We start from the raw sequence: 14,999 nt of genomic DNA on the forward strand, positions 1-14,999 counted from the left end.
AGATGCCCAAATATCAAGTACTAGTCGTAGATGATGAAGTAGAAATCAGAGAAGCCATTAAGATTTATTTACGTAATGAAGATATCGCCGTCTTTCAAGCGAAGAACGGTGTGGAAGCATTAGAGATTCTCGAACAAGAAGAGATTCATCTTATCCTACTAGATATTATGATGCCGATTATGGATGGAATTAAAGCAACCTTTACAATCAGAGAAACAAAGAATATTCCTATCATTATGCTTTCAGCCAAGTCTGAAGATACCGATATCGTGCTAGGTCTTAATGTAGGTGCAGATGATTACATCACGAAGCCGTTTAATCCTATTGAATTAATTGCCCGTGTGAAATCCCAATTGCGCAGATATACCAATCTAGGTAATTACAAGGTACGCGAGGGCGAAACGACAGTCGGCGGTTTGACCCTCAATACGAATGCAAAAACCGTAACGGTAGATGGCGAAAAAGTTCGTTTGACCGCAACGGAGTATAAAATTCTTGAGCTATTAATGGTCAATAAAGGCCACGTATTTTCTATTGAGGAGATTTATGAAAAAGTGTGGAAGGAACCCTACTACAATGCGGAAAATACAGTGGCTGTTCACGTCCGAAGAATTCGCGAAAAAATTGAAATCAACCCAAAAGAGCCCAAATATTTAAAGGTGGTGTGGGGCATTGGATACAAAATCGAAGGGTAAATACATCCCCTTAGTTGCTTTACTAGTAAGCTTTTATTTACTGTCTTTATCACTCCTAGCTACAATTGATGTTTTAAGTAACAAACAGAAATTAAGCAAGGATTATTACTTTTCTACCTATAGTTTTACAGAAAAACTGGATCAGTTCTCTGCCCTTTTGGAGCGTAGATATACGGAATTTAAAGATTATGAAAAGAAATCGACTGCTGAAAAGTTTCCTACTGATAGCTTGGAGGATTTACAACGTCAACATAAAGCAGAGTTAGACGAAAAAATTCAAGCAATAAAACGATACTACGACTCTGAATATACCGCAGAAACGAACTATCTCTCTGATGAAGAGATTAAAAAGTGGCAAACCCAAAAGTTAGCTGAGATACAAAAAAAATATGAAGAAGAATCAAAAGACCTTGTAAAATACTTTTTGCTTAAAAAAGATAAGTTGTTTAAAGAGCTTACGCACAGCCTTTCTAAACGAGATAGTAGCTTTCACTACTATATTCAAAATGAAGAAACCAAAGAAGTCTTTAAAAACATAGAGAGTCTTCCAGATCAAGAAGAATTGAAAACAAAAACGCTCTATTATACCAAATTTCCCATCTCTAACCTTTATGAGCACAAGCATCTCACATCAGTTCATAATCGCTTCAAACAACATGACTGGTCCGGTTATATCATGATTCCAGCTACCATAAGTGAAGGAAATCAGATATATACGGATTATACTTACTATCTGTCAATCAGAGATCGGCTAATCAAAGAGTGTATAGTAGGTATCGTCAGTTTTGTAGGACTTATCTGGATTGGAATCTATTTAGTCAAACAAAAGCAAGAGTTATTACCCACCATAGAAAAAATGGCACAAATAATTCGTCGTATACCGATTGATATTCGTATTTTCTTACTTGGAATCGTTAGTTTGATTACACTCATTTCATCAATCCAGACGTCTTTTTTCTATTCACCACCAGACATCTCACATGTTTTTATACTAACGATTTTTGCACTACTGTTTGCCTATATCACCTTGCATATATACGAAGCTTGGTACCTAATGAAGGATCGAGAGCAGCTTCAGATTCAATGGCAAAAAAGTTGTTTGTATCAGCTAAAAATTATCTATCAAGAAAGTATTTTATACAAAAGCTTATTGTTTAAGGTGGTATTGCTAGCAATATTATCAGCTGGGTTTGGCTTTAGCTGTCTATTAATCCTCTGGGGAATGGTTGATAATGGTGGTATTCCTATTCTCTTGGGTTTCTTTTACAACATGTTTTACCTTCTTTTTATAGTGCCCCTTACCTTACGTAGAATAGGTACTTTAAACAAAATCATGAAAGCTACAGAATTTATGGCAGCAGGACAGCTTAGCCTGCATATCGAGGAGCCAAAGGCCGGAAACTTTAAAGAACTAGTCCATAATCTCAATAATATGCGGGAGGGCTTAAAAAAATCGCTAGATAGCCAGATGAAAAGCGAAAAGTTAAAAACGGAGCTTATCACCAATGTTTCGCATGATCTGCGTACCCCGCTTACCTCGATTATGAATTATGTCGGCTTTTTGAAACAGGACACGCTGACTCCAGAAGAGTCAAAAGAGTACATTAACATATTGGACCAAAAAACCCATCGTTTAAAGGTACTGATTGATGATTTGATTGAGGCATCCAAAGTCGCGAGTGGTGCTATTGAGATGCATGTAGAGCAGGTAGATATTGTCGCTCTCCTAAAACAAGCACTGGCCGAGTTTACTGATAAGATACCTGCTTCAGGACTAACCTTCCGCCTTCATGTCGATCAGCCCAAAATGCTAGTACATGTAGATGGGAAAAAGACCTGGCGTGTATTCGAAAACCTAATTAGCAATGCAATTAAGTACTCCTTGCCTACTACTCGTGTTCACCTCTCCCTAGACGAGGAAGCAGATCGTGTGCTGTTTACGATCAAAAATGTCTCTGCCTACGAGATTCCCTTTGAAGTAAGCGAGTTATTTGAGCGTTTCAAGCGTGGTGACCAATCCCGTCATACAGAAGGCTCAGGACTGGGGCTTGCCATAGCAAAGAGTATTATGGATTTGCAGGGTGGAGAATTACACATTGATATTGATGGTGATTACTTTAAAGTAATGGCGGTTTTTCCAAAGCAAATTCTGCATGAGACCAAACCGCAATCATAGCAATGGAACGTCACGAACAGAGAATGGAAATGAGAGACAAAAATAGGTGTCTTACTAACAGAAGAAGCACCCTAAACGAGCCAAAGCTGGGTTTAGGGTGCTTCTCGTTCATTAAACCATATGTTATAGCGTTATCTTACTTACGCTTAAAATACTTTAGTCGTCCAGGATTCACAATTCCAGATATCAGTCACAACATCCTGGTAGAATTCTGGTTCGTGGCAAATGATTAGAATGCTACCCTTGTATGCTTTCAAGGCGCGTTTCAATTCATCCTTAGCCTCAACATCCAAGTGATTCGTAGGCTCGTCCAATACAAGTAAATTGGTTTCTCGGTTAATTAGCTTGCACAGGCGTACTTTTGCCTTCTCGCCCCCGCTCAACACATCAATTTTGCTCTCAATATGCTTGGTTGTAAGTCCACATTTTGCTAGCGCTGCACGCACTTCAAATTGTGTTAATGACGGGAATTCCTGCCACGCTTCTTCAATACACGTATTAGGATTACTTCCTTTCATCTCCTGTTCAAAATAACCGACATTCAGGTAATCACCCATACGCACATCACCGGAGATTGGCTTAATTTGACCTAAAATACTACGCATTAAGGTTGTTTTACCAATACCGTTTGCACCTACTAAAGCGATTTTTTGTCCGCGCTCCATATACAAATCGAGCGGGCGAGACAATGGCTCGTCATATCCGATAACCAAATCCTTTGCTTCCAAAATCACTTTGCCGGAAGCACGAGATTCCTTGAAGTTAAACTCTGGTTTTGGTTTTTCCTTAGCAAGCTCAATCACTTCCATTTTATCCAGCTTCTTCTGACGAGACATCGCCATATTACGAGTGGATACACGTGCTTTGTTACGTGCTACGAAATCTTTAAGCTCAGAGATTTCCTGTTGTTGGCGTTTATAAGCAGATTCAAGCTGAGCTTGTTTCGCCTCATAGATTTGCATGAAGTTATCATAATCACCAACATACCGGCCCAGCTCTTGATTAGACATATGATAAATCAGGTTAATGACACTATTTAAGAAAGGAATGTCATGCGAAATCAAAATAAAGGCATTCTCATACTCGTTTAAGTAACGCTTTAACCATTCAATATGCTGTTCATCCAAATAGTTGGTCGGCTCGTCCAGTAGTAGGATGTCTGGTTTTTCTAAAAGTAGTTTGGCAAGCAACACCTTGGTACGTTGTCCACCGCTCAAATCTTGTACATCTCGGTCCAAACCAATGTCTTCTAAACCTAACCCACGAGCAATCTCATCTATTTTAGCGTCAATGACATAAAAATCATTGTTAGTTAACGTGTCCTGAATGGTTCCCATATCTTCAAGCAGCTGCTCTAGCTCTTCTGGAGTCGCATCAGCCATCTTGTCACAGATTGCATTCATTTCAGCTTCCATGTCAAAAAGATATTGAAACGCCCCACGTAGCACATCGCGAATCGTCATCCCACGCTGTAGTACTGCATGCTGATCCAGATAGCCCACGCGCACATTTTTCGCCCATTCAATTTTACCCTCATCCGGCTCTAGCTTCCCTGTGATAATGTTCATGAAGGTAGATTTCCCTTCGCCATTAGCACCGATTAACCCGATATGTTCCCCTTTTAATAAACGGAAGGAAACGTCGTTAAAAATAGCACGGTCGCCAAAACCATGGCTTAGACCTTGTACGGTTAAAATACTCATGATTAACTCCTTTAGCTTTATGGTTGATTGTTAGTTTGCTGTATGAAAAAAGAATCATTTCTTACGTAATTGACTTTCACCGATGAATTACTCACATCTACATCTCTATGATTATATCGAAAATCGTGACAGAATGTAGGAAAAGTTTCAAGGTAAATTGATCTTTTTCTCGGAAACTACTGGAACAAAAAAAACCGGAGCAAAATCTCCGGGAAACTGTAACCTTCATGCTTTATTTCACTCTTTTTTTCGCAACCCTTTGCACAGGAATACTCTGGGCAAAACAAAATACATTGTGAGGATCGTACTTCTTCTTTATTTGCTTTAAGCGAACAAAATTGGTTCCATAGTATGCCTGAGACCAATTTTTGATATGAAGATCCGGGAAATTAACGTAATCCCCGAAGACATATGGGGTAAGTGCTTCTCGGAATCGATTGACCCAATGTACACTCGCTGGTTGGGATGTATTCTCTCTCCATCTAGCTGAAAGCTCAAATATATATCTGGCTCCTCGATGAAAGTAGGCGGTTTCCGATGGCATGACACGACCAACAGCTCCACCCAGGCTTTGACACCATACTGTAGAATGGCGATTTGGAGTTTTAGCCAGGAAATCCTGTAAAACCTTAATACCTTGAATCGGCAGATTTTTGTAGGCATATGCTCCCGTTATTTTAAATTTTGGCAGTAAATTCTCATCTGATTCCGCAAAGAACTTAACTGCCTCGATATAAGGAACCTGCTGCACCTTAACTTTAATAGGAGAACCAGTGTCTAGGAGTGGTTTTACTAATCTGCGAAGCTCCTCCGCTGTTCCTAGCAGTTGTCCTGTGGATACAATTGTACCTACCTGCTTGGAAGACATTTCAATAGTAGATGTTAACCGATTGGTTACACTTGGTGCCCAGCGTTGCCATTTATCAAATACCTTTATAAAGTCCTTCCATTTCCATGTAATACTGTAGATCGATACGGACTTAATGGGACGTACCCGAAATGTAAAGGAACTAGCAATACCAAAATTGCCTCCTCCCCCACCTTTGGAAGCCCACAGTAGATCAGCGTGTTGGCCTGGAGTAGCTTTTAGTAGCTTTGCACCTTTTTTCCCGGAAGCTACCACCATGTTAACTGCTTGCAAATGGTCCAATGTAAGTCCATATTGACGTGACAGCAGTCCAATTCCACCACCTAATGTAAGCCCAGCTACTCCCACATCAGCCGCCGTACCGGCAGGAATGGTTACTCCTTTTTCCCATAATTGTCGATATACCTCTGCTAACTGTGCACCAGTCTGTACATAAGCAAGGTTACGCTTACGATCTACACGTATCTTGTTCATTTCACTCACGTCAATAATAATTCCACCTGTTACTGCGGAAAAGCCCTCATAACTATGGCGACCACTGCGGATACGTATAGGTACCTTTCTTTCACGTGCCCACCTAATTGCATTAATGATATCTTGTGTACGCTGACAAAACACAATTACTCTGGGAAACTTATTAAAACGACGGTTATACTCTACACGTGCCCGATCATAATCAGCATCGTCTGGGAAAACGATTCGTCCCGTTAGTTTGGTTTTTGTTGTCACCTTTGTTTTTGTTGTCACCTTTTCTTTCGGTGTAACTTTTGTAATAGCTGCGTTCCTTGCTTTAATTATGAACCGTTCCTTAGCTTTACCTATCTGCTTTTGTTTTGGCATGTCATCCCCCTTTCTAGACCTTGGCTATCAGGTAATTCTACTTACCTCTTTATTTCTATGTGTACATAACACAGCTGGACACGGCGTCTACCACGGGTAGAAGGTCTGTCCCTACAAAAAAACAGCCCGGTTTATACCCGGACTGCTTTCCTACCACATCATATTCTACGGCACTGATTTTATTTATCTTGTTACGGTAGCATCTTTACAAAAGCATTATCAACATACGCGATCTTGCCTTGATAAGATACTTTTAACCAGCCTTTTTGAGAACCTACGACCTCTAAAACGGTGTTTTTCGGTACAGCTACCATAATCTTAGAACCAGCTAATGGCTTGGTGCGCAGGTTCAAAAAATATGCTGTAACAGTAGCTTGTTTCTTGTCAGATGCGATTACTTGCGCTGGCTCCAGCTTTTTGGCAGGGACCTCTACCACTGGTTGTTTTGTTGGCTCAACAGGAGTAACCACTGTTTTTTCCGCAGGCGTTGTTGTTACTGCTGGTGTTTCAGCTTTAGCAGCAGGAGCTGGCTTTTCAGCTTCTTTTGCTGATTCTTTAGAGGCTTCTTTGTCAACAGCCTTATCCGTTGCAGATTCAGCCGCCTTGCGAGCTTGGTTTAGCTTTTGATAGAACTCGCCTTTTGTTTTCATTCCAGTAAATTGATCTGCTTTTACATTTGCTTTTTTCGCTAGCTCTGCGATTTCGTCTGGCGTAACAGCATCATTTACATTAATAGAAGCTACGTTTGTGTACTTACCATCCTTCGCCACTTCCATAATGCCGTCATTTAGAAGCTCAACAACATCTGCACGCTCTGGAGCTTTAGTATCAAAGCCGATCACTTTCCAATATTGCTCGTTGTTTGGCGTGTACACACCCTTTTTCACTTCTTTTAGATATTTCATAGACAGGTTACGGATCGTCCCACCTGTTTCTCCATACGCATCATTTTGCTTAGAAGACCAAAGAACATCGAATTTACGTCCTTCCAATGCCCCGCCTTTTGCTTGCAGAGCCTCCATACGGTAGGAGTTCATACCGATTTTAATTGTATCTTCTGGCTTGATTGCTGTTTCATCCATTCGGCGTACATTAGTAATGCGTTCACCGGCTGGTTTTGATAAATCAATTTCATACTTCACGTTACCAAAAAAGTCATTCGTGCTGTATTTCGATGCACGGCGTTGCTTATCAAAACTAGGGGTAACATCTCCTGGACGAGTCGTGTTAAAGTAACCTGCCCCCCATTCCATATAATCCTTCAGATCTTTACCTGTAATTTTATAGACGGTAACTTCCCCACCTGCATAGCGATAGCTATAGGCAATATCTTTTTTCTTGATCGGACCTGCATCTAGCTTCACATCATCATTATCGATCTGGTGGGCAACCACGTCCGCTTTACTATAATACAGCATTACTTCATTAAAGAAGTTAGCCATTGGTGTCGCTTGTACTTGCACCTGTGGAATTCCTTTAATCTCATCGCGTGGTACTAGATTACCGTCCTTTAATTCAGCGATCACGATGTTAGCATCAGCACGAGCGAATTCATGGAATGGTTGCAATGTTTTTTCCAAATCAGCGTCAGACGTTACAAACGTACCATCCGTAGCCTTTACCGGAATAGCAGTCGCTTCTTTATCTTTTAAAACAATCTTATCTCCTTGTTTTGTAAAGGAAAGATCGATGCGAGAGACATGTGTTCCATATTTATCAGGCTCTGTAATTAGAACACCATTAATTACTTCTTTTTTAACCAATTTGTGCATATGACCAGCGAAGATTGCGGTTAGCTCCGGGTTAGCGTTCGCAATATCCTCTACACCTGTACCAGGGATACCATTCTCATTCTCAATCCCCATGTGCATGAGACCAATCATAACGTCTACTTTCCCTTTTAACTCGCTAACTGCTTTCTTTGTTTCTTCAACCGGGTTCTTAATTACCAACCCGTTCAGATGGTCAGTACCTTTTTCAAACTCAGTAATCATTGGGGTATTCATCCCGATAATTCCGATTTTAACGCCATCTTTTTCGATGATTTTATAAGCAGGCATAAAACGCTCGCCATTCTCTTTGTAAATGTTCCCTGCGAGCATCGTGCCTGTGAATTGGCTTCCGATTTTATCTAATACATCCAAACCAAAATTAAATTCATGATTCCCGTATGCCCAAGCATCGTAGCCCATTTCGTTCAAGGCTACCATCATGGGAGATTTTGGCTGATCATTAAACAACTCCGCGGAGTTATCCTGGATTAGATCACCCGCATCCAATAAAATGGTGTTCGGATTTTCTTGTCTTACTTGTTTAATAATTGTAAATAATTGTGTCATACTTCCAGTGAGATTAGGACCATCTAAACCATAGTCCCACGGCATGAAGCGTCCGTGAATATCAGATGTGCCGAGTAGCGTGATGTTTACATCATTACTCTTGCTCTCTGCTGCTTCTACAGGAGCAGGAGTTGCTACTCCTGTAGCAAGAAAGGAAAAACCAAGCATAGCTGTTAAGAAACCTTTGCAGGCTTTTTGAAGTAAGTGCATGTAGTATCTCCCTTTTATCAAATTGTGAAATATGCCTTAGTAGTAGACTACCTAAATATTAATAATGTTACAACTAAAAATGAGCAAGAAAAAATGAAGTTTTTTATTTCCAAAAAAAAAGCGCTCTCTACGCTTCCAAAAAACGTAGGGAAAGCCAAATTCAAGGATTTCCCCACATTTTCCTGTTCAATCAGCACTCTACTGACTCTACCTTTCTAGCTATACCTTTTGACTGTACTCGGTTACACATTTGATAAATTCTTCGCCATATTTATCCCACTTTGCTTCTCCCACACCTTTGATCGTGAGCATGGTAGATTTATCAGTCGGAACAATTTCACTCATTTCCCGTAAGGTACTATCATGGAAAATAACGTAAGGTGGCAACCCTTCTCGCTCGGCAATCGTCTTGCGCAACTGACGTAAGACATCAAACAATTGACTATCCTCCTGACGCTTGATCGGTTTAGCACGTTGTTTATGCCAGACCTGCTCTTCTCCTTTTAATACTCGCACCGCTCTTTCTCCCAGCATAACAACCGGATATTGGCTTTCTGTTAAACTCATATATCCTTCAGCAATCAGCCACTGAATCATTTCTACAATCTCTTTTTCCGTGTAGTCCTTCATAATTCCGTATGTAGGCAGTGCCGAAAACCCGAATTGAAGAACCTTTTTATTGGAAGAACCCCTAAGGACTTGAGCCACCATGACAGCCCCAAAACGTTCCTTCATCCGTTTTACACATGAAAAAATCTTCTGCGCATCTACCGTGATATCAATTAATTCTGCGTCATCTGTACAATTCCCACAGGTACCACACTCTTTGGCATTCGGATCACCAAAATACTCCAAAATATATTGCTGCAAGCAACGTGAGGTTCGGCAATAATCACTCATTGCATATAATTTTTTGTAATCCTGTTCTTTTCGTTCATCAGTTTGTTCATTTTGTTCAATAAAAAACTTCTGGGTTTGGATATCCTGTGCCTGAAACAACAGGATGCATTCACTACGTTCTCCATCACGCCCTGCACGCCCTGCTTCTTGATAATAGGCCTCCAGATTCTTTGGCATATTGTAATGAATGACGTATCTAACATTGGATTTATCAATACCCATTCCAAATGCATTCGTTGCAATCATGACACTCACATCGTCAAATAGAAATGCATCTTGATTATTTACACGCTCATCTTCAGAAAGACCTGCGTGATACTTGCCCACACGATGTCCCTTTTGGCGTAAAAATTCATAGAGGTTCTCCACTTCTTTTCTAGTAGAAGCATATATGATACCAGCCTGTCCCTGATTTGCTGTCACGTAGTCAGAGACAAATGAGCGTCTATCTTCGCCTCTTCGTACAGCCAGGATTAAATTGTCCCGGCCAAATCCGGTAACGAATACCTGACCTTCTTTAAGAGCAAGGAGTCGGCAAATATCTTCTTTTACCTCAGGTGTAGCCGTTGCAGTCAAAGCCACCACGATAGGACACGAATGCAATGACTGGACAAGGCTGGCAACCGCTAGATAGCTAGGTCGAAAATCATGACCCCACTGTGAGACACAATGCGCCTCATCAACGGCTACTAATGAAATAGGCATCTCTTGAATCATTTCACGAAACTGTTCCGATTCAAGACGCTCTGGAGCGATATAAACCAATTTGTATCTTCCCTGTCTAGCATCACTCATTCTTTCCTGCACCTCATGATAGGAAAGAGAGCTATTAATCTGAGTAGCAGGTACACCCATACTAACCAATGCATCTACCTGATCCTTCATCAAAGAGATTAAGGGAGAGATTACGAGCGTAATTCCCTCAAACAGTAAGGCAGGAATTTGATAACAGATGGATTTTCCTCCGCCTGTAGGCATAATTCCTAGCGTGTCGTGCCCGGTCAAAATACTTTCAATAATCTGCTGCTGTCCCCTTCGAAAGGCAGGATAGCCGTAATATTTTTGAAGAAGTTCCTCTGCCTGATGTAGCATTATCATCACCACTTTTTTGCGGTAGCTCTCGTGTTCATTTGCCACCATGTTTTTTTCTATTGTATCAAAAGAAGATAGACAAAATTTTATCATGGGTCTGTTTCAAAAATGTAAGTTACGGGTAAAGAAATAAGTGACCCATATCCGCTTCATTCACTATCTAACTATGATACGATGAACTGAGTACTTATACTGTCTTTACAAAAAGGAGAATAGGTAATGAGCATTCTCGTCGTGGATGACAATCCGATTAATCTAACCATAATTGAAAAGATTTTAAACAGTGAAGGATATACAGATATCAAACTCCTCCATTCAGCCTACGAACTTTTTGATTATCTACAAATAGATGTACCGCATAAAATTCATCGAAGTGTGGATCTCATTTTGCTTGATTTAATGATGCCAGAAATAGATGGGATTGAAGCTTGTCGCCGCATTCAACAAAATGATGAATTAAAGCATATCCCTATTATTTTTGTTACGGCTATGGGTGACTCCTTTAAAATGGCAGAAGCTCTTAACGTAGGTGCAAATGATTATGTGATGAAGCCTATTAATAAAATCGAATTAATGGCACGTATTCGTGTTGCTTTACGTTTAAAGCACGAAAGCGATTGGCATAGAGAACGTGATAAGGTCATCCAAAGTGAGCTTCAGCTTGCTAAACAAGTGCAACGAAGCGTATTAAGCCATCCAATCGATAATAAACAGATTCAGATTAGTGCAGCCTATCTACCTACCTTTGAACTAGCTGGAGATATGTATTCCTGGATATCCATTGATGAGAATCGCTATGGCGTAATTTTATTAGATATGATGGGTCATGGAATTGCGGCCTCCTTGGTTTGCATGTATATTTCATCTGTTCTACGCGATACCATTACGAAAATTACAGACCCGGAACAAGTCATCCAGGAATTAAACCGATACATGTATCAGTTAAATAGCACAGAGCGATTCCTACAATACTATTTCACGGCCATTTATCTAGTCATTGATACCGAAAAAAAGACCGTAGAATACGTCAATGCTGGGCATCCAAAGGGAATCATGATTGTAGACGATATATCCGTCAATTATTTGGATAAAGGTAGTTGTGCAGTTGGTTTCTTTTCAGAAATTGAGGTACAAAAAACGCTTATTCCGTATGAGAAAAGTATGCAAATGGTTTTATACACGGATGGCTTATTAGAAGTATTAGAAAATACTGTCAAGGATGGTACAGATGTACTGAAGGCAGAGCTTTTCAAACATCCCCAGACCCCCGAACAACTGGTAGAAAATATTTTACCCCCTGAGGCTAAGGAGCATCAGCATGATGATATGTGTCTGTTAATGATTCGCGCTAACTAAATTACCCTCAGCATCAGAATTCGACTCTCTTTGCTTGTCCAATGATTGAGGAAATGACAAACCATAGAGTAGAGAAACTCTTTGAATTCTTTTACAATATTTTTCTGATAAGCGTGACTTTTTCCATTTTTTCTCGTCTTTATAATTGGAAACATTTTACTTGCCACACTCAAAGGAGGTTATTATGAGAAAAGCAAAGAAGCTCCATACAGTGCTAGCTACTTTCATTGCCGTTAGCATGCTATCCGTTACACCTGTTTGGGCAGCGGACACAACGTCAACGAAAAGCTTACCAACATCAACCACTAAGCAGGAACAGGCTACCTTGCCTGCAACTATCAAGCAAACGCTTGAAAAGGTATATAAAGCAATCCCCGAGCTAAAATCATTTACTGTTGTATCTCATAAACCTGATAGTAAGACGCAGGAAGGAAAGTACCATGTCTATCTCCTAAAACAATCCGAAAAAGGCTCTAAAGATAAAATAGAACCGGAAGCCTCCCTGACCTTTGATCAAAAATCCGGTCTACTACTCGACCTTTCTATCAACCATTCTGAATGGGTATCAGATACTCCCCCATCTGAAAAGCTAGCCAAGGAAAAGGCAACTGAATTTCTCAAAACGATGCTAGGCGATGAGCTTGAGAAATTAAAGGTAAGTGAGCATGCCGGTATCTCACAAAATGGAATGGTAACTGAAGACGGGAAAAGAATGGATTGGAAGCATAGAAGTTTAACATTTGAACGTTTGTACAACGGAATTCCACTTCTCTCAAGCGGTCCCCGTGTATCTGTAGATAAAGCCGGTAACATTACCTCTTATTACCTAGAGGATTCAGATCTCGTCTATGACGATAAAAAATTCCCTGATCCAAAAGAAGCAATGAGTAAAGAAAAGGCTGAAGAAGCTTTTCAGAAGCAGACAGATATGAATTTATTCTATATCAGTAACTATTCTAATGACCAAGCCAATACCAAAGCAAAACCGGTGCTCGCATACGCTCCAGCACAAGTTAAAACCATTGATGCAAAGACAGGTAAGCCTGTGGTTACATGGGGATCGCTCAAATCCTTTACCCCTAAAAAAGTAACCATCTCCGCAAAAGGAGAATCCTTGAAGGTAACATCTAAAGCAGAGGCAGAAAAGCTTTTGACATCGTCAGCATTTGGTCTTGATCTGAGCAAGATGAAATATGAAGAACGTGAGGAAAAAGACTCCGAAACAGGTACAACCTATGTAGAATACTCGTGGAGCTCTCATACAGATGATAATAAGAATCTTTACGTATACATTACCGCAAATAAGGCAACCGGAGAAGTTAGCAGAATGAACCTACATGATAGCTCCAAGCGTGGGCAAAAGGGTACCATATCGGCTACAGATGCTGAGAAAGCAGCTCTGCAATTTATTGAGAAATATGCAGATGCAAAAGTAAAAGGGCTCTCTCTCGACTCCCTTTTCTCGAACGATCAGGACAAAGAGCAAATCCCTGAATGGGTGGACAAAAGTAAGCTGAAAAAAGATGGGCAAAATCCCGAATATTATCTTACTTTCAGTGAGCTTCATCAAAACATCCCTGTAGCTGACAAAGCTTACTCCGTTCAAATAGATGCTATTACAGGAAAAGTAGTCGGATTCCATTTTGCATTACAAACAGAAGCAACCCTGCCTGACAGCAAAAAAATCATTACTGCTGAACAAGCGAAAAAAGCCTTTGTAGCATCACATCCAATGAAGCTTAGCTATCTATGGCCACAATATGAGGATCAAAGAGCACCTGCTCCTTTGTTGGTTTATTATGTACTAAGTTATCAACGGGATGTCTCCCTCATCGATGCACTTACAGGTGAACCCCTAAAATAATTGAATCACATAATACCTCCTGACTCCTTTCAAATACAAACAAAGCGAACCTTCCTTATTAACAGGAAGGTTCGCTCTCTTTTATGCCTTGATTCACATTTTTTGGTATATACGTACTCCTTCAATCTCCTGATAATGGCCCATCTCTTTTACAAAAGAGAGAGATTCCTTACTTCCTAATCCAAAAAAGCCATTGGTAGATAAGCTCTCATCAAACAATTGAAAGACACGGCTCTGCAAGTCTGTATTAAAGTAAATCAGGACATTCCGACAGATCACCACATGAAACTCATTAAAAGAACAATCTGTTACTAAATTGTGTTGAGCAAAGGTTACGTTTTTTAAGATAGATTGGTTTAAAATTGCAAATTCAGTGTCAGTCGAGTAATATTCACTGAAAGCTTTTTTGCCACCTGCCTGTATATAATTCCTTGTATAATTTTGCATTTTCTTTAAAGAAAAAGTGCCCTTTTCAGCTCGTTTCAACACTTCCTCATTCATATCTGTAGCATAGATTTTGGTCTTATGACTTAGATTCTCTTCTTCTATCAGAATAGCCATGGAATATGCTTCTTCTCCTGTTGAACAACCTGCATGCCAAATTCTAATTTCAGGAAGCTGCTGAAGAACAGGTATAACCTTCTTACGAAAAACATAGAAAAAGCTAGGGTCACGAAACATTTCTGTTACATTAATCGAGAAATCACGTAGCAATTTATCTACAAATTTAGTATCATGAAGTACTTTCTCCAAAAGAGCTGTAACAGTAGGAATCCTGTCTTGAAGCATACGATTCCATATACGCCTTCTTATGGATGATCTAACATAATCACGGTAGTCAAACCCATACATCCGATAGATTCCTTCTAAAAGAAGATCGATTTCAATACTTTCTCGTTCATCAATCTGATATTCATTTGCCTCAGTCAAAGAAGTCATCGATCTATCCTCCATCT

9 protein-coding genes are annotated in these 14,999 nt (G+C 40.1%); 4 read left to right on the plus strand and 5 right to left on the minus strand.

The genetic code is table 11. The features are described 5' to 3' along the window. Positions 1 to 2: 2 nt before the first annotated feature. A complete protein-coding gene (locus tag BrL25_RS09500) occupies positions 3 to 695 on the plus strand; it encodes a response regulator transcription factor (protein ID WP_018671108.1) in 693 nt (230 codons plus the stop codon). Further along, positions 673 to 2,871 (plus strand): sensor histidine kinase, encoded by a 2,199-nt coding sequence (locus BrL25_RS09510; RefSeq protein WP_018671109.1) that lies wholly within the window; start codon positions 673 to 675, stop codon positions 2,869 to 2,871. The genes BrL25_RS09500 and BrL25_RS09510 overlap by 23 nt, the downstream gene beginning before the upstream one ends. 146 nt (positions 2,872 to 3,017) lie before the next feature. On the opposite strand, the gene BrL25_RS09515 is transcribed toward BrL25_RS09510, so the two are convergent. The 4 genes from BrL25_RS09515 to recQ form a co-directional block, all read right to left on the minus strand. Beyond that, positions 3,018 to 4,574, minus strand: coding sequence for an ABC-F family ATP-binding cassette domain-containing protein (locus BrL25_RS09515; protein WP_018671110.1), 1,557 nt, complete (start codon positions 4,572 to 4,574; stop codon positions 3,018 to 3,020). Positions 4,575 to 4,806: 232 nt separating this feature from the next. After that, complete coding sequence (locus BrL25_RS09520; protein ID WP_018671111.1) at positions 4,807 to 6,282, minus strand: FAD-binding oxidoreductase; 1,476 nt, start codon at positions 6,280 to 6,282, stop codon at positions 4,807 to 4,809. A gap of 191 nt (positions 6,283 to 6,473) precedes the next feature. Next, positions 6,474 to 8,831 carry a 5'-nucleotidase C-terminal domain-containing protein gene (locus BrL25_RS09525; RefSeq protein ID WP_018671112.1) on the minus strand — a complete coding sequence of 786 codons (2,358 nt, stop codon included), beginning with the start codon at positions 8,829 to 8,831 and terminating at the stop codon, positions 6,474 to 6,476. Positions 8,832 to 9,050: 219 nt separating this feature from the next. Beyond that, the gene (gene recQ / locus BrL25_RS09535) at positions 9,051 to 10,823 is read right to left on the minus strand and encodes a DNA helicase RecQ (protein ID WP_018671114.1); all 1,773 of its coding nucleotides are present in this window, start codon (positions 10,821 to 10,823) and stop codon (positions 9,051 to 9,053) included. 219 nt (positions 10,824 to 11,042) lie between these two features. On the opposite strand from recQ, the gene BrL25_RS09540 reads away from it, so the two are divergent. Both BrL25_RS09540 and BrL25_RS09545 read left to right on the plus strand, forming a co-directional pair. Next, the gene (locus tag BrL25_RS09540; RefSeq protein ID WP_018671115.1) at positions 11,043 to 12,179 is read left to right on the plus strand and encodes a PP2C family protein-serine/threonine phosphatase; all 1,137 of its coding nucleotides are present in this window, start codon (positions 11,043 to 11,045) and stop codon (positions 12,177 to 12,179) included. A 184-nt stretch (positions 12,180 to 12,363) separates the two neighbouring features. Then, complete coding sequence (locus BrL25_RS09545; protein WP_018671116.1) at positions 12,364 to 14,043, plus strand: YcdB/YcdC domain-containing protein; 1,680 nt, start codon at positions 12,364 to 12,366, stop codon at positions 14,041 to 14,043. 93 nt (positions 14,044 to 14,136) lie between these two features. On the opposite strand, the gene BrL25_RS09550 is transcribed toward BrL25_RS09545, so the two are convergent. Next, positions 14,137 to 14,982, minus strand: coding sequence for a CheR family methyltransferase (locus BrL25_RS09550; RefSeq protein WP_018671117.1), 846 nt, complete (start codon positions 14,980 to 14,982; stop codon positions 14,137 to 14,139). Positions 14,983 to 14,999: the final 17 nt, after the last annotated feature.

The sequence above is a fragment of the Brevibacillus laterosporus DSM 25 genome (assembly GCF_002706795.1).
GTDB classification, from domain to species: domain Bacteria; phylum Bacillota; class Bacilli; order Brevibacillales; family Brevibacillaceae; genus Brevibacillus_B; species Brevibacillus_B laterosporus.

What these genes read in the sequence shown, in the direction of transcription:
- BrL25_RS09500 (WP_018671108.1), top strand. Translation starts at nt 3, where the DNA reads ATGCCCAAATATCAAGTACTAGTCGTAGATGATGAAGTAGAAATCAGA.
- BrL25_RS09515 (WP_018671110.1), bottom strand. Translation starts at nt 4,574, where the DNA reads ATGAGTATTTTAACCGTACAAGGTCTAAGCCATGGTTTTGGCGACCGT.
- BrL25_RS09520 (WP_018671111.1), bottom strand. Translation starts at nt 6,282, where the DNA reads ATGCCAAAACAAAAGCAGATAGGTAAAGCTAAGGAACGGTTCATAATT.
- BrL25_RS09525 (WP_018671112.1), bottom strand. Translation starts at nt 8,831, where the DNA reads ATGCACTTACTTCAAAAAGCCTGCAAAGGTTTCTTAACAGCTATGCTT.
- recQ (WP_018671114.1), bottom strand. Translation starts at nt 10,823, where the DNA reads ATGCTACATCAGGCAGAGGAACTTCTTCAAAAATATTACGGCTATCCT.
- BrL25_RS09540 (WP_018671115.1), top strand. Translation starts at nt 11,043, where the DNA reads ATGAGCATTCTCGTCGTGGATGACAATCCGATTAATCTAACCATAATT.
- BrL25_RS09545 (WP_018671116.1), top strand. Translation starts at nt 12,364, where the DNA reads ATGAGAAAAGCAAAGAAGCTCCATACAGTGCTAGCTACTTTCATTGCC.
- BrL25_RS09550 (WP_018671117.1), bottom strand. Translation starts at nt 14,982, where the DNA reads ATGACTTCTTTGACTGAGGCAAATGAATATCAGATTGATGAACGAGAA.